Source organism: Dyadobacter sp., assembly GCF_017744695.1.
Classification (GTDB): domain Bacteria; phylum Bacteroidota; class Bacteroidia; order Cytophagales; family Spirosomataceae; genus Dyadobacter.
In genome coordinates, this window is the sequence record NZ_JAGIAS010000003.1 from 144021 (window position 1) to 159927 (window position 15907).

The 15907-nt window shown below is 51.1% G+C and carries 12 protein-coding genes; 9 read left to right on the plus strand and 3 right to left on the minus strand.

The window, feature by feature from the left end; genetic code table 11:
* Nucleotides 1-6 precede the first annotated feature (6 nt).
* From J7619_RS12610 to J7619_RS12620, 3 genes are all read right to left on the minus strand, one after another.
* On the minus strand, nt 7-3579 hold the full coding sequence (locus J7619_RS12610) for a TonB-dependent receptor (protein ID WP_291198656.1): 3573 nt from the start codon (nt 3577-3579) through the stop codon (nt 7-9).
* Nucleotides 3580-3866: 287 nt separating this feature from the next.
* A complete protein-coding gene (locus tag J7619_RS12615; RefSeq protein WP_291198658.1) occupies nt 3867-4838 on the minus strand; it encodes a FecR family protein in 972 nt (323 codons plus the stop codon).
* A 74-nt stretch (nt 4839-4912) separates the two neighbouring features.
* Nucleotides 4913-5461 carry an RNA polymerase sigma-70 factor gene (locus J7619_RS12620; RefSeq protein ID WP_291198661.1) on the minus strand — a complete coding sequence of 183 codons (549 nt, stop codon included), beginning with the start codon at nt 5459-5461 and terminating at the stop codon, nt 4913-4915.
* Between the two features lie 198 nt (nt 5462-5659).
* Here J7619_RS12620 and J7619_RS12625 point away from each other — a divergent pair, with 198 nt between their 5' ends.
* The 9 genes from J7619_RS12625 (at nt 5660) to J7619_RS12665 (ending at nt 15904) form a co-directional block, all read left to right on the plus strand.
* Nucleotides 5660-6253, plus strand: coding sequence for an OmpH family outer membrane protein (locus tag J7619_RS12625; RefSeq protein ID WP_291198664.1), 594 nt, complete (start codon nt 5660-5662; stop codon nt 6251-6253).
* A 156-nt stretch (nt 6254-6409) separates the two neighbouring features.
* Nucleotides 6410-6769 carry a hypothetical protein gene (locus J7619_RS12630; protein WP_291198667.1) on the plus strand — a complete coding sequence of 120 codons (360 nt, stop codon included), beginning with the start codon at nt 6410-6412 and terminating at the stop codon, nt 6767-6769.
* On the plus strand, nt 6766-7752 hold the full coding sequence (locus J7619_RS12635) for a type II toxin-antitoxin system antitoxin SocA domain-containing protein (protein ID WP_291198669.1): 987 nt from the start codon (nt 6766-6768) through the stop codon (nt 7750-7752). Before J7619_RS12630 ends, J7619_RS12635 begins: the two co-directional genes overlap by 4 nt.
* A gap of 89 nt (nt 7753-7841) precedes the next feature.
* Nucleotides 7842-10310: a heavy metal translocating P-type ATPase metal-binding domain-containing protein gene (locus J7619_RS12640; protein ID WP_291198672.1), complete on the plus strand. Its 2469-nt coding sequence runs from the start codon at nt 7842-7844 to the stop codon at nt 10308-10310.
* A gap of 71 nt (nt 10311-10381) precedes the next feature.
* On the plus strand, nt 10382-10531 hold the full coding sequence (gene ccoS / locus J7619_RS12645; protein ID WP_106596734.1) for a cbb3-type cytochrome oxidase assembly protein CcoS: 150 nt from the start codon (nt 10382-10384) through the stop codon (nt 10529-10531).
* 45 nt (nt 10532-10576) lie between these two features.
* Nucleotides 10577-12724, plus strand: a complete 2148-nt coding sequence (ccoN, locus tag J7619_RS12650) for a cytochrome-c oxidase, cbb3-type subunit I (RefSeq protein ID WP_291198680.1) — start codon at nt 10577-10579, stop codon at nt 12722-12724.
* A 129-nt stretch (nt 12725-12853) separates the two neighbouring features.
* Nucleotides 12854-13912: a cbb3-type cytochrome c oxidase N-terminal domain-containing protein gene (locus J7619_RS12655; protein ID WP_291198683.1), complete on the plus strand. Its 1059-nt coding sequence runs from the start codon at nt 12854-12856 to the stop codon at nt 13910-13912.
* 91 nt (nt 13913-14003) lie between these two features.
* Nucleotides 14004-15425, plus strand: coding sequence for a cytochrome c oxidase accessory protein CcoG (ccoG, locus tag J7619_RS12660; protein ID WP_291198686.1), 1422 nt, complete (start codon nt 14004-14006; stop codon nt 15423-15425).
* Nucleotides 15426-15451: 26 nt separating this feature from the next.
* Nucleotides 15452-15904 (plus strand): FixH family protein, encoded by a 453-nt coding sequence (locus J7619_RS12665; RefSeq protein ID WP_291198689.1) that lies wholly within the window; start codon nt 15452-15454, stop codon nt 15902-15904.
* The last annotated feature ends 3 nt before the right edge of the window (nt 15905-15907 follow it).

Sequence of the window (15907 nt, forward strand, 5' to 3'; positions counted from 1 at the left end):
AATATTTTAGAATTTTGCATTAATACCAAACATCCATGTGCGCGCCTGCGGGAAGTACCCCTGGTCGATCCCCGTTAGTTTGGGATCGGCCGAACCCATTTCAGGATCGAGGCCGCTGTATTTGGTGATCGTGAAGAGGTTTTGCGCGCCTACATACAACCTCACCTGCTTGATTTTCGCCTTTTGCAGCAAACTTCCCGGCAGACTGTACCCCACCTGGATATTCTTCATACGCAAGTACGAGCCGTCCTCTACGAAATATTGGGACACGTTGGTATTCAAACCCGCATTCTGCGAGATTTTGTAATACTGATTGGTGCTACCCGGACCATTCCATGCCTTTTCCAGAAACCCTTTTGGCGCATTGTACCAACCCGTACCCGATTCGGTATCGTAGCGCAGGATATTCATCACATCGTTCCCCTGCGAGCCCTGCACGAATGCGCTGACATCAAATCCTTTGTAGGCGGCATTCACAGTAAGCCCGTAAATGAAGTCCGGCCACGGGTTACCGATTTTCGTACGGTCGTCCGCATTAATCAGCTGATCGCCATTGATGTTTTTGAAACGGATATCCCCGGCAGTCGAGAGGCCTTTCTGGGCACTGGCATTAACCTCATCCGGCGTCTGAAAAATTCCATCCGTCTGCCATCCGAAATAGTAACCCACCGGCATCCCTTCTTCGGTTTTGGTAATGGTTTCACCCAAATGCGCCGTCGAATAGATCGGCTCACCGCCGCCAAGCGTGGTCACCTTGTTGGAGAATGTCGAGAGCGTGGCTTTGATACCATATTGAAAACCAGCCGCCTCATCGTCATACCCGATCGCAAAATCCCAGCCCTTGTTTACCATTTTACCCGCATTTGACCAAGGGAAGTTAGGATATCCCAACGTCGTCGGCAGAGGTACGATCAGCAGCATGTTGTCGACTGCTTTCTTGAAATAATCCGCCGTGAGTGTCAGTTTGTTATTCAAAAACGCGAGATCTACACCAATGTCAGTCTGATTGGAGGTCTCCCATTGCAGCATCGGATTTCCGATACTACCGCGCCCCGCGCCCATGTACCAGGTTTTGTTATCGCCGAAAAGGTAGCGGTTGTTGTTGCCATAGGTCGACAGGTAAGCACCATTTGCGATATTCTGATTGCCGATTTGCCCATAGCTGGCGCGCAGTTTACCTTCCGAAAGCCATTTCAGCCCTGCATCTTTGAAAAACGCCTCATTGGTAAAGTTCCAGGCCGCCGACACGGAAGGAAACGTACCCCAGCGGTAATCCTTGGCAAAGCGGGACGTACCATCACGGCGTACATTGGCCGTCAGCACATATTTCCCTCCGAATGAATAACTCACCCTTCCAAAATAGGAATTCAATGCATTGGAATAAGTATAGCCTGATGCCCCCGGATTGATCGTCGCCGCGTTGATAATCCGCATATCCTCCTCATTATTAACGGCCCCTTGCTTGGAAGCGCCGTATTCCAGTCCTTTGGTAAGCTCTGCCGAAGTTCCCGCAAGTACGTTCAGGCGATGCTGACCCCAGACCTGGTCAAATGCCAGCGTATTCTCCCAGACGAAATAGTTGGACCAATACGAGTAATTGCTGATCGTATTATAAGTCGCGTAATCATACCCGTTGAGGTAATATTGTGGTGTAAAACCCTTGGAAAGGCCCCGGTGAATGTCGAGACCAAAATTACTGCGGAATTTGAGCGGCTCGAAGATCTTAACTTCCAGGTTCGCACCGCCTTTCATGCTGATACCCTCCCAGATACTCTGACGCATCCGTTCGATCTGCCCCACCGGGTTCGGCTTATTGGAATACAACACTCCGGCATAACGCGAAAACGGGTTGCTGGCATCGTAGCCTTGCATGATAGTCTGGTAAAAAGAAGGAATATCGCGCAGGTTGTCGCGGTAAACGGGCGTGATCGGATCGGCAGTCATGGCGCTGAAAATCGTCCCGGAATAAGGGTTATTCTCATCGATATTGCGGCGGCTTTCGTAAACCACGGCAATATTGCTACCCAGGCGTACCCGCTCGTTGATGTCCGCGTTCACATTGTTACGCCATGAAATGCGGCGGTAGTCCGAACCGCGAACAATCCCTTTCTGGTCCATATAGCCCAATGCCGAAGCAAAATCGACTTTTTTGCTACCTCCCGAAACGGTGATATTGTAACTCTGCACCGGCGCATTTTCATGGATGATCTGCTTCCACCAGTCGGTACCATCGGGACCCGTGTTTGCACGCACGAAGTTGAGCGCCTGGGTTTTCATATCCGGAGATATGGGAGGAGTAACGCCCACCGCATTGGCCGCGCGGTTCTTATAATCGATAAACTCCTCCGCATTCAGCATATGCGGACGCTTCCATGGCGATTGCAAGCCGTAGTAACTATCAAACGAAACGCTCATCGCTTCCGATTTGGAGCCTTTTTTGGTCGTAATAATCACCAGACCGTTCGAGGCGCGCGAACCATAAATAGCCGCCGCGGACGCGTCCTTATGAATGTCCATCGTCTCAATATCGTTCGGGTTCAGCCATCCGATACCCGTCTGCGGCAGACCGTCGACGATGTAGAGCGGTTCATTGGAATTATTAATTGAACCGATACCGCGTATACGTACAATACCTCCCGAGCCCGGGCTCCCGCTCGACTGCGTTACCATGACACCCGCAGCCTTGCCTTGCAATGCATCCGTCGCCGAACGCACAGGCATATTCCGAAGTTCGTTACCTCCTACCGAGGCCACAGAGCCGGTCACATCCTTTTTGGAAACGGTACCGTACCCCACGACTACCACTTCCGAAAGCGATTTCGAGTCCGTGGAAAGCTTCATGTCAATCACCGAACGGTTATCCACCGGCGCTTCGGCCGACAGGTAGCCGATAAATGAAAAAACCAGTGTCGCATTCTCTGGCACATTAGGCAACTCATACCGCCCTTCTCCGTTGGTGGTTGTTCCTGTTCCCGAACCCTTTACGATCACACTGGCACCAGGCAACGGCTCACCCGAAACGGCGTCGACCACGACACCTGACACTGTCAGTGCGATATTCGCTACCTTCCGCTCCGCCGCGCCCTTAAGGAGAGAGGCGAGGGTATTCACCGGCTGCGTAGCTGGCAGCTGCCCGGTTGGCTGCGGCTCCAACGATGTTTTCCGCTCCGCATCGGGACGATCGTCTGCTTGTTCGGTAGACTCATCCTTGATGTAAATCACGTAGAAATTGTCGCGCAGTTTCTTGAAAGCCAAATTATTCGGTTCCAGGATTTTACGCAGCGAATGTTCCAGCGAACCGGCCTTCCCCGATTCCTTCACGGTTTTACCGTTGACATACCCCGAATTATACAGGAAGGACACATTGAACTGCTTTTCCAGCTCACGAAGTTTCGATTCCAGGGTTACGGCCTGGCGCGGGCGGGAGTCGCCGCTGCGATCGAGTTTCGGTGGGATCGCCCTGGACGGGGTCGCCCTAGACGGAGTCGCCCTAGACAGCGCGACGTCCTGCGCATGCACCGCAAAAACGGCGCAGCAGCAAATGGCGATCAGGTTAAGAGTAGTGATAAGTCGTTTCATAGGCGAAAGCACTTTAACAGGGTTTGTTTAAATGGCCAAAATCCGAACGCGTACCATATTATTTCGCGGTTCTAAACATAGAGTACCGTTTCATTTGGCTTACCGCCATGCAGGGGGAAACTTTTTTTGTAAAATTTTTAATGCCGGTTGTCAGAAGGCCAGAAAGTAGTCATTTGTTGTCAATTAAAATAATATAATTATATTTTTGATATATTTAATAAATTAAATTATTAATTATTCAAAAAAAATCACGCACGAAGATTTTCCTGATTTCTTGACTTTCCGACTTATTTACCTTTCGGTTCGATTGTTAACTGATCGCCGTCGCGTGTGATGGTTACGGATGATGCCTCGGCGACACCTTGAAGAAGCAGCTCCACGTTGTCCGTAGGAACCGAGCCTGAAATCTGGCGATCGAGTAGTTCGGGCCGGGTGGCTTCTGTTTCCAGCCCATAGGTATCCCGCAATATCCCCGCCACTTCCCGTAGTGAAGTATTTTTGAAAACAAGCTTATGGTCTTTCCATGCAGAGTAAAGACCTTTTTCTACGCGTTCGCGCTGGTAATCCGATGGATTTTTACGAAACTGAACCATCTCGCCGGGCCTTAGGACCAGTGTATCACCTTTTGAATCGCCCAGGTTGCACCGAACCTTTCCCTCGTCGAGGACGATCCGTGTACCGCTCGCGCGTTTGCTGATATTGAACTGGGTACCTAGCACGTCGAGGCTGAAATCAGCACCCGTACGCACGCGGAACTTGCGGTGATCCTTCGTATGGACCACTCTGAAATACCCCTCGCCTTCGAGTCGCACTTCGCGCAATTCCGGCCATTCGGCATCATAGGAAAGCACCGAATTACCATTCAAAGTCACCTCGGAACCGTCGGGAAGTATCAGTACGCGGGTTTCTCCAAAGCCGGTCCGTTCGGTAATGCGGCCGCTTTGCTGCTGAAACATATATATGCCTATTCCCGCGACAACCAGGAACAACACTGCTGCCGCAATTTTACCCCAGGCCAACCAGCTGCGTTTGCTATCCGGCTGCGCTTCCGCCCATTCCTGAGATTCCGCTGTCGCCGTTTGTATCCGCGCAAATATCTTATCTTCCAATGCCGATAAGCCAGCACCCGAAAGCCCATCCGAGAATGCCGGGTGCGCCTCCGCAGAGCGGTACCAGGCTTCCAGTTCCCCGGCCTCCGCGGGCGAGTTTCGTCCGCGCTTGTCATTTTCCAGTAAATACAGTAAGCGATCTTTGTCCATTCGTCGATATACTTCTCCGCTTTTGATATAGTAACATCCCGGCGCGGTTACCGCCACGGCCGGCCCATTTTTTTCTATTGGTACAAATCCCACATTTCCAGCATGATCCACGCCCAGGCAAATTCTTTCAGATTTTCGCGCAGGATTTTCAGCGCACGCCCCATTTGTTTTTCGACCGTGTCCACGGGAATTTGCTCCTGTTCCGCGATCTCCTTATAGGTAAGATGTTCCTTCCTGCTGAGCTGATACACTTTCCGCAATTTCTCCGGCAGGTTTTGAACGCTGGTTTCAAGCGCCCGGGCGAGCTCCTCGTAATGCAGGCGATCTTCGATATAGTTGCTCTGGTCGCCGGGTGCCTGCAGCAAGTGTTCGAGATAAGCCTCCCTGATCTTGCGGGAACGGATGAGGTTAAAAATGCTGTACCGAAGCGCACCGAACAGGTAAGCTTCCAGCGAAACCGATATCAGCAGGGTTTCGCGTTTGGCCCAGAGGTCGACAAAAATCTCCTGGATAATTTCCTCACTTTCTTCGCGTAACAGGATCCGCCGGTACGCCGCATCAAAGAGCCGGCGCCAATATTTACGGTACAGCACGGCAAAAGCCTCACTGTCGCCCGTTTGCATGCGGGCGAGCAAAATATCGTCGGTGCTATTTGGATTTTCGGAAGCGATGGTTGTCAGAAAGGGTTTGGAGCCCGCAAGTTCGCTTATCCGTCGGTTAAAACCGATGGTAGTTCATGAGAATTTTAACATTTTTTAAGACAACAGAATACTTATGTAACCGTTGTTGAAATATTGCAAACCTCAAACAAACCTTTCGAAATGAGAACATTACCTGTACTTTTTCTGATGGTACTGTGCTGCGCCGCGGCCAGTTTTGCGCAAACCTCCGACCAGAAGATCGGCTACGTCGACCAGCAGCACATTCTTGAAAGCATGCCTGAGTTCAAGAAACTCAATGAAGAGATCGTCGTCAAAAGCGATCAGTACGACAAGATTCTGAAAGGGAAATACGAGGAATTCAAACTAAAATCCGATGCGTTCGACAAGCTCGTGGCCAGCAAGGCCGACCAGGCCATCCTGCGCGACAAGGCTATCGAGCTCGAAAACCTGAAAAAATCCTATGAGGATTTCGAAACGAATTCCATGGCCCAGTTGCGCGATTATTATGCCAAAAAGTTTGAGCCCATCAAACAAAAAGTAAATGAGGCCATCATCTTCGCCGGCCGCCAAAAAGGTTATGCATTCCTTCTCCGCATGGACCTCAACCCGAACGGCGGCGACCTGTGGCCGGTAGTTCTCTACGCCCGCGACTCCACCTCCAACCTGACTTCCGACATTATGAAGAACCTTGGTATAAACGCCGCTGCCGCATCGACTCGAAAGATAGGGCTTCCGCAGGTTCTGAAGCGATGATGTCCAGCCTGCTAATATTTTAGAGTGATTACCTAGCCTTCTTTAACGGAAGGCTTTTTAATTGCCCTTTAAATAAATAATTCAACTTTATAGTTTTAATATATAGTAAAAATATATAAATTTGAAACTATAAAATTAAACACACAATACACCACTATGTCAAATCGTCACGAAGTTCAGCGCTTCCTGGACGACTTCTTTGTCAAATACAGGATATTCGATATTCTGTTTACAGAGAGGAAAAATCCCAAGAACGCTCAGGCATTGTTACTCCTCGAAATCTCACCTGCAAAACGGCGGCAACTCATTGAAGCCATAACTGTCGATGAGTACATTGAAGGACCGTTGGCGGACACATTATATCAAATTGGTGACATGTGGGTTTTCGGCAAGGCCTTTAAAGAGCATCAACTCTACATTAAAATTTCAATGGGTCGTCCAAATGCGAATGTACTATGCATATCATTTCACGTTGCCGAACGCCTCATACGCTATCCATTTAAAGAAACATTATGAAAAGTCCGATTACGGGGAAAGAAATGCAGGTACGGCACGAGGTGGCGAGCCTGGCATTCAGGAAAGAAGAATTTGAAGTCGTCACGCATTATTACGAATGTGAGGATTCCGGCGAGCGTTTCAGTGACGACCGGCTGGATGAGTTGAGTATTGTACAGGTACATAACCAATACCGGGAAAAATACGGCATTCCGTTTCCCGACGAGATCAGACGGATCAGGGAAGATTATGGCATTTCAGCAAGCAAGATGTCGGAAATTTTAGGGTTAGGTACCAATTCGTATCGCTTGTATGAAGCAGGTGAAGTGCCTTCCGTAGCTATCGGCAGGCTGATTATGGCCATTCGCAACCCGGCGTCGTTTATTCAGCAAATTACGGCAAGCGCGCATTTTCTTAGCGAAAAAGACGCAAAAAAACTGACACAGGTTGCTGAAAATCAAACCGCGCAGTTTGTTGCCGATAAGGTGTTTCCATCAAAGCATAATGGTTACCGACAACCGGACTTTGCGAAAATTGCAGCAATCATCGCATTCTTTCAGGAATTGAGAAAGATTACATTGTTCAAAACGAAGCTTAACAAACTGCTGTTCTACGCCGATTTCAATGCATACCGGCTCACCGGGTATTCCATCACCGGACTGGAATATAGGGCCATTCAATTCGGACCGGTTCCTTCACAGTTTCAGAAAATGTATGTCAGTCTTTCGGAACAAGGGCAGATCAGTATCGACGAACAATATTTTGGAAATGGCGCTTACGGAGATGAAATTACCGCCAGAGCAATTTTCGATAAGACCCTTTTCTCACAAGACGAATTGAAGGTACTCGAATTTGTTGCTAAGCGCTACGGGAAACTTCCAACCGACGACATTGTAAGGCTCAGCCATGAGGAACCCGGCTGGCACGACAATGCAGAGCAAAAAAACCTGATCGATTATCGGTATGCGTTCGAGCTCAGTCAGGGAATAGCCCACAATTCCTGACCAAAGTCAGTTTTCACCACTCCTTTTCGTCATCCGTTCGGCTGGTCGTATGCTCCAATTTTGGATAAGGTTTAATCCTGACCATGACTATGAGCATATTGACGGCCCCGGAGGCCATTTCCGATACACGGCATGCCTGCTACCATTGCGGCGAAGATTGCCGCGATGAAGTTCTGCACGCCGACGACCACGATTTTTGCTGCGACGGCTGCCTGACCGTTTACAGTGTTTTAAAAGAAAGTGACCTTTGTCAGTATTACGCCATCGAAGGCGCACAGGGCATTTCGCCGGACCCCACGTTTTACAAGGGCAAATACGACCACCTCGATCAGCCGGAAGTACACGACAAGATGATCGAGTTCACGGACGGGCGCCTGACCACTGTTTACTGGTACCTGCCGAAAATGCATTGCAGTTCGTGTATCTGGCTGCTCGAACACCTTTACCGCCTCAACCCGGCGGTGCGAAGCTCGGTGGTGAATTTCCCTGAGAAAAAGGTCAGAATTACATTCGATACGCCGGCATTGCGGTTGAGCGAACTGGCTGCGCTGCTCACGCGCATCGGGTATGAGCCTTACCTGAGCATGGAAGACCTCTCGGGTAAAAAAGCAGGTAAATGGAACCGCACCCGCCTTTATAAAATTGGAATCGCGGGTTTTGCATTCGGCAATATCATGATGCTGAGTTTTCCCGAATATTTCCATTTGGGGCAAAATACTTCGGATCAGAACCTTCGCACGCTTTTCGGTATCCTTAACCTCGCACTGAGCCTGCCGGTGCTGTTTTACTGCGCGGCGGATTTTTATAAATCGGCGTGGTCAGCGCTGAAAGGCCGTTATCTGAACATCGATGCGCCCATCGCCCTTGCATTGAGCTGCGTTTTCCTGATCAGCATTTACCAGCTCGCTACGCAAACCGGGCCCGGATACCTCGACTCATTCGCGGGGGCCGTGTTTTTTATGCTCGTAGGCCGCTATTTTCAGGACAAAACTTACGCCGGCGTTTCTTTTGACCGCGACTATAAATCGTATTTCCCGATTGCGATTTCCGTCGTGAGCGATGGCATTGAAACACGCAAGCCCATCACCGATCTCCAAAAAGGCGACCGGATGCTGGTCAGGAACGAGGAACTGATCCCGGCCGATGCGGTTCTCCAAAGCGCAGTAGCCATGGTCGATTACAGCTTCGTTTCCGGCGAATCACAGCCGGTTGAAAGGCGGAAAGGAGATACCATATACGCAGGCGGCAAGCAAAAAGGTGCAGCCATCGAACTGGAAGTGTTACGAGAAGTTTCCCAAAGCTACCTCACACAACTCTGGAATAATGAAGCGTTTGTCCGCGAGAAGGACGACGCCAACAAATCGCTGGCGGCGCGCATTAACCGCTATTTTTCGTTGGTCGTACTGGGTATTGCGACGATAACTTTTGCCTTCTGGTTTTTTGTTAATAAAAACTCCGAAACCGCGTTTCTTGCATTCACTACTACGCTGCTGGTGGCTTGCCCGTGTGCATTGCTGCTTTCCTCGACATTCACAAACGGGAACCTGCTGAGCGTTTTCAGCCGGAATCGTTTTTACCCTAAAAATGCACATAGTATCGAACGCCTCGCGCAAACTGACGCGGTTGTTTTTGATAAAACAGGTACGATTACCCTCCCGAACGACGCAGAAATCGACTTTACGGGTGACCCGTCAACGCGCGAAGAGCTGGTCATGATTAAGACGTTGGTGGGCCAATCTTCTCACCCGCTGAGCAGGCTCATCGCCAGGCATCTGACCGATGTCCCCGGCAGCCAGCGCGTACTGACTGGCTTTTCGGAGACCAGCGGCAAGGGAATGGCCGCGCAATGGGGCGCGCGAATGGTGAAGGTGGGATCTGCGGGCTGGGTTGGAGCGGTTGGCAATGAGGAAGGTACCGGGCAGTCGAGCCGGGTGTATGTGGCTATCGACGAGGTTGTAAAGGGTTATTTCACGATCCGCAGCAAATACCGGCCCGAACTCCCCGAAACGCTTTCGGCATTGCGCGGGGCGGGTATCCGCACCTATCTCCTCTCAGGTGACCGCCCTACCGACCGCGATTTACTCGCCCCGCTCTTCGGGGAGAATGCAGTGCTTCTGTTTAACCAGAAACCAGACCAGAAACTGGATTTCGTACGTGAATTGCAACGCGAAGGCCGTCATGTGCTCATGGTCGGCGACGGACTGAACGACGCCGGTGCATTGCGCCAGAGCGATGTGGGCTTGGCCGTTTCGGACGATATCAACAACTTCTCCCCTTCCTGCGACGCGATCGTGGAAGGCAACCGGCTCAGCTTACTGCCGGGATACATCTCCCTCGCCCGCAGCGGTCAGCGCATCATCCGTCAGAGCTTCGCTATTTCATTGATATACAATATAGTGGGACTATCCTTTGCGGTAACAGGCCATCTTTCGCCGGTCATCGCGGCGATACTGATGCCCGTCAGTTCCATTACCATCGTGGCTTTCACCACGCTTGCGAGTAATACCGCGGCACGACGGCATCTCAAAAAACTGATTAATGTCATAAACCAGACGTAGCGAGCGTCATCCTTTGCCAGGCGTGCCGCCGGTAGTTTTGACCTATCAAAAACATCTAACCAATCCTCATCATGAGCGCATTGTATCTGCTGATCATCGCCAGTTTGCTCGTGGCGCTGGGATTCCTGGGCGCATTCATCTGGTCGGTGCGGAAGGGCCACTACGACGACGATTATACGCCCTCCGTACGCATCCTGCTCGACGATTCCGAAAAGCCATAACCACCAGAACCTGAACTGATTTTTACCATTTATCACCTCCAAGTTATGTCAAACGTTCCCCATCCCGGCCTCGCCTCCGTTGAGTTGGATGAATTTCAATACGACAACCGCATTGTCCGGGACTTCGCCATCGCCACCATCCTGTTCGGACTCATCGGCATGCTCGTGGGTTTGCTGGCCGCGTTACAGCTGGTTTTCCCCAACCTGAATTTTGATCTGCCATTCCTGACATTCAGCCGCATCCGTCCACTGCACACCAATGCGGTAATTTTCGCATTCGTCGGAAACGGCTTTTTTACGGGACTTTATTATTCCGTTCCGCGCGTATTGCGGACGCCCATATGGAGTCCTGTATTGAGCCGTTTCCATTTCTGGGCGTGGCAGGCCATCATCCTTGGGGCGGCCATTTCGCTGCCCATGGGATTTACTACTTCCAAAGAATACGCTGAACTGGAATGGCCCTTCGACATCGCGATTGCCGTGGTGTGGGTTTCCGCATTGGTGAACATTATCATGACTACCATTAACCGCCGCGTGGAGCATATCTATGCCGCGGTATGGTTCTACATCGCATCCTTTGTAACCGTCGCGATGCTGCACGTGGTGAACAGCGTGGAGCTCCCGATCTCGTTCATGAAAAGCTACTCCGTATATGCAGGCGTTCAGGATGCGCTGGTACAATGGTGGTACGGGCATAATGCGGTCGCATTCTTCCTCACCACGCCTTACCTGGGTCTGATGTACTACTTCCTGCCCAAAGCGGCGAACCGGCCCATTTACTCCTACCGGCTCTCGATCGTACACTTCTGGGCACTGATATTCCTTTACATCTGGGCCGGGCCTCACCATTTGCTCTATACTGCATTGCCCGAATGGGCGCAAACGCTCGGTACGGTGTTCTCCGTAATGCTCATCGCGCCGTCGTGGGGTGGTATGATGAACGGATTGATGACCCTCCGAGGTGCCTGGGACAAAGTTCGTGAAGATGTGGTGCTGAAATTCATGGTAGTGGCGATTACCGCCTATGGCATGGCTACCTTCGAAGGTCCGATGCTGTCTTTGAAAAACGTGAACGCCATCGCCCATTACACCGACTGGATCGTGGCACACGTACACGTAGGTGCGCTCGGATGGAATGGTTTCCTTACTTTCGGTATCCTCTACTGGCTCTTCCCCCGCCTTTATAACCGCCCGTTGTATTCTGCCAAGGCCGCTAACTTCCACTTCTGGATCGGCACGCTGGGGATTATTTTCTATACCATTCCGATGTACTGGGCCGGATGGGTACAGAGCTCGATGTGGAAAGAGTTTACCCAGGAAGGGCTTTTGAAATATCCCAATTTCCTTGAAACGGTAACGGCCCTCAAACCGCTGTATTTCCTTCGCGGCGTAGGCGGCTCATTATACCTGGTAGGTTTTGTAGTGATGATCTATAACCTCTGGATGACCGCGCTGAAAGGCAAACTGGTTGCCACTGAAACCGCCAAAGCCATGCCGTTGAATGCGATCTGGCATGCCGAAAAGAGTGAATACTGGCACCGCCGCTTAATGGAGCGCAAGCCTTTGGCATTAACCATATTCTCCCTGATAGCCGTCGCGATCGGCGGGATGATCGAAATGATCCCAACGTTCCTGGTCGAATCCAACGTACCTACCATTGCGAGTGTAAAACCTTATACGCCACTGGAATTACAAGGCCGCGACATTTACGTCCGCGAGGGTTGCTATGTGTGCCATACGCAAATGATCCGTCCGTTCAGGTCCGAGATCGAACGGTTCGGGGAGTATTCCAAATCCGGAGAATTTGTATATGACCACCCGCACCAATGGGGCTCCAAACGCACCGGCCCGGATTTGCAACGCGTAGGCGGCAAATACCCCGATTCCTGGCATTACAACCACATGGAAGACCCCACATCGATGTCGCCGGGTTCGATTATGCCTCGCTACGGCTGGCTGCTAGAAAACGACCTGGATACGACCACAACCAAAGCCAAGATCAAAGCCATGCAGACGCTGGGTGTGCCTTATGAAAAAGGATACGAAAACCAGGCCAACACCGATCTCGTGAAGCAGGAACAGGCAATCCAGGAGCGCCTGAAACAGAGCGGCATCAAAACCGCAGCCAATAAAGAGATCGTGGCACTGATTGCTTACATGCAGCGGCTTGGAACCGATATTAAAAATGATTGAATGACTGAATGATTGAATGATTGAATAAATACAGCTCATCGATCCATTCAGCATCATCACGACTCACTCATTCGGTCATTCAATATTCATTCGGTCATTCAGTCATTCAATCATTCAAAATTGACTCTCATGAAATTCCGGAATTACCTCGAAACCATAGCGGGCGTGGGCATCTACCCGCTCATATCCCTGCTGATCTTCTTTGTTTTCTTCCTCGGCCTGCTCATTTATGTGTGGGGGCTGGATAAAAGGAAACTCGACAAAATGCGCAGTATTCCGCTAAACGACGGAGTTGCCAAAAAGACATTGCTATCGCTGCTTTTGCTTGTGTGTATTGCATTGCCCGCCTCCGCGCAGGATACGACCGAACCGGTACGTGCCATCACCGGACTCGACCTGATACTATGTGTGGTGCTTGCTGCATTGGTTTTCATCATGATCCAGCTGGCGATCCTGCTGGCATCGGCGATGCGGTTACTTAACAAAACCGCCCACGCGTCCGACAAGGAGCCTACCCACGTGTTCAGCGCGCATTGGTGGAAGAAGTTCAGAGGTATTGGCGTGGCGCTGCATGATGAAAAACAAATCCTGATCGACGGGCATGACTACGACGGCATCCAGGAGCTCGACAACCGGATGCCTCCCTGGCTGCAATTCCTGTTCTATACTACGGTCTTCTTCGCGGTGGTTTATTCTGCCTACTATTTCAGCGGCCTGGGTGACCTGCAAATCGCTGAGCTCGACAAAGAAATAGCCACTGCCGAGGCCGAGAAAAAGGCTTACATGGAAAAAGTAGGCGCCAGCATGGATGAAAACTCCGTTACGCTCCTGACCGACAAGGCCGGTGTGGATGCGGGGATGAAAATCTTCCAGGAAAAATGTACCGCCTGCCATGGAACCGAAGGTGGCGGAGCTGTTGGGCCGAACCTCACGGACGAATACTGGCTACATGGAGGTGGTATTCACAATGTGTTCAAAGTGATCAAATACGGCGTGCCTGAAAAAGGCATGATCTCCTGGGAGAAACAGCTCTCTCCTACCGATATCCAGAAGGTAGCGAGCTTCGTCCTGTCCCTCAAAGGCACCAAACCAGCCAACGCGAAGGAGCCGCAAGGCGAACTGGAAGCAGCTACGGCTGGCGGGGAAGCAACTTCGGCTGACGGCAATCGGCTGTCGGCTGTTGAGTAGTACTTCGGCTGTCGGCAATCAGCTGTCGGCTGTTGAGTAGTACTTGGGTTGTTGGCTGTCAATAAGAAGATTTGTAAAGAAAGTGATTGAAATGGAAAGGATGGAAATGTATAATGCTGGTGGGCAAGTCACGCGTGAAGGCCTACTGCCGAAAGCCGACAGCCGAGGTCTCAAAGCCGAAACACGCCCCCTTTACCCCCAACGCCCGGAAGGCAAATGGCACAACGGCCGTGTGGTGTTCAGTATAGTGATTATCGCATTGCTGTTCGTGACACCGTTCCTCCGGGTCGATGGACAGCCGCTGGTGCTGCTGAATGTGATTGAGCGGAAAATCATTCTCTTCGGCATATTCATCGGGCCGCAGGACTATTGGCTCTTCGGGCTTACGATGCTTTCGTTTTTTGTATTCATCGTATTGTTCACCACCGTTTTCGGGCGGTTGTGGTGTGGCTGGGCTTGTCCGCAGACCGTTTTTATGGAAATGGTTTTCCGTAAAATCGAATATGCTATCGAAGGCGACGCCGGGAAGCAAAAGCTGCTGGATAAGGCGCCCTGGACATCGGAGAAAATTCTGAAAAAGGGGTTGAAATACACCATTTTCCTGATCATCTCCTTTACCATCGCCAACCTGCTCCTGGCCTATGTGCTGGGTACCGACGAGCTGTACAAAATTATTTCCGAGCCCATCGAAGACCATATCGGCCTCTTTTCAGGCATCATCATTTTCACGGCGGTATTCTACTGGAACTTCGCATGGCTGCGCGAGCAGGCCTGCACCGTGGTGTGCCCGTATGGCCGCCTGCAAGGCGTGCTGCTCGACCGCAACTCCATCAACGTCGCTTACGACCACGAACGCGGTGAGCCGAGGGGAAAGTTGCACAAAGGCACCGACCGTACCGAGGGCGATTGTATCAATTGCTTCCAATGCGTTGCCGTGTGCCCGACCGGCATCGATATCCGGAACGGTACTCAAATGGAATGCGTGAACTGCACGGCTTGTATCGATGCCTGCGACGCGATCATGGACAAAGTGGGTTTCGACAGGGGACTTATCCGTTACACTTCCGAGAATGCCATCGCGAAGAAAACCGCCAGGGTGATCACGCCACGGACATGGGGCTATGCGGCAGTGTTGCTACTACTCTGGTCGGCGCTGGGATTCGTAGTCGCTACCCGCACCGACACACAAACCACCCTTTTCCGCGCGCCGGGGAGCCGTTACATCGAAAACAGCGACGGCACGATCAGCAACCTGTACACTTTCAAGATATTCAATAAAACGAACCATATCATCAAACCCTCCCTCCACCTCGACACCCCGCACGGCAAGCTTCTTTTCGCCGGATCACCCGATCTGACGCTCGAAGCTGCGGGGATGTCCGAGGGAACCGTGTTTGTGATTATTCCAAAATCTGAATTGAAGACCCGAAAAACAGTATTAAAACTCTCGGTTTCACAAGGTAACCAGCTGTTGGAAACCTTCGAAACCACATTCATCGCGCCGGAAGAATAATGTATTAACCTATTTTATAAATCACCATGAAAGTTAATTGGAAAGCACTTATTGCCTCGGTTTATATCGGCTTCGTATCGATGATACTGCTGCTGGTAGGCATGAGCGCCGGGCAAAAAATCGATCTCGTCACAGACCATTACTACGAGGAAGAATTGAAATTCCAGGGCAAGATCGACAAGCTGCAACGCGCGGCGGAACTGACCGAGCCCTTATCCTGGCAAATCAAGGATAATGCTTTGCAAATCCGGTACCCGGCAACCTTCGCCGATTCCAGCATTTCGGGCCATATCCGGATGTATTGCCCGTCCGACAACCGCAACGACCGCCAGTTCGCGATCGATTCGAATGGTAACGGGCAGACCCTCGCATTGTCACAAATCCCGGCAGGACGCTACAAAATCCAAGTCGACTGGAAAGGTGGAGACGAAACCTACTGGAGCGAGGGCGTAGTAGTGGTCGATCATCCTAACCATTGACCG

Coding starts and splice junctions, on each gene's coding strand:
- J7619_RS12625 (WP_291198664.1), top strand. CDS start 5,660: ATGAGAACATTACCTGTACTTTTTCTGATGGTACTGTGCTGCGCCGCG.
- ccoN (WP_291198680.1), top strand. CDS start 10,577: ATGTCAAACGTTCCCCATCCCGGCCTCGCCTCCGTTGAGTTGGATGAA.
- J7619_RS12665 (WP_291198689.1), top strand. CDS start 15,452: ATGAAAGTTAATTGGAAAGCACTTATTGCCTCGGTTTATATCGGCTTC.
- ccoS (WP_106596734.1), top strand. CDS start 10,382: ATGAGCGCATTGTATCTGCTGATCATCGCCAGTTTGCTCGTGGCGCTG.
- J7619_RS12620 (WP_291198661.1), bottom strand. CDS start 5,461: ATGCAAACGGGCGACAGTGAGGCTTTTGCCGTGCTGTACCGTAAATAT.
- J7619_RS12635 (WP_291198669.1), top strand. CDS start 6,766: ATGAAAAGTCCGATTACGGGGAAAGAAATGCAGGTACGGCACGAGGTG.
- ccoG (WP_291198686.1), top strand. CDS start 14,004: ATGGAAAGGATGGAAATGTATAATGCTGGTGGGCAAGTCACGCGTGAA.
- J7619_RS12655 (WP_291198683.1), top strand. CDS start 12,854: ATGAAATTCCGGAATTACCTCGAAACCATAGCGGGCGTGGGCATCTAC.
- J7619_RS12640 (WP_291198672.1), top strand. CDS start 7,842: ATGAGCATATTGACGGCCCCGGAGGCCATTTCCGATACACGGCATGCC.
- J7619_RS12610 (WP_291198656.1), bottom strand. CDS start 3,579: ATGAAACGACTTATCACTACTCTTAACCTGATCGCCATTTGCTGCTGC.
- J7619_RS12630 (WP_291198667.1), top strand. CDS start 6,410: ATGTCAAATCGTCACGAAGTTCAGCGCTTCCTGGACGACTTCTTTGTC.
- J7619_RS12615 (WP_291198658.1), bottom strand. CDS start 4,838: ATGGACAAAGATCGCTTACTGTATTTACTGGAAAATGACAAGCGCGGA.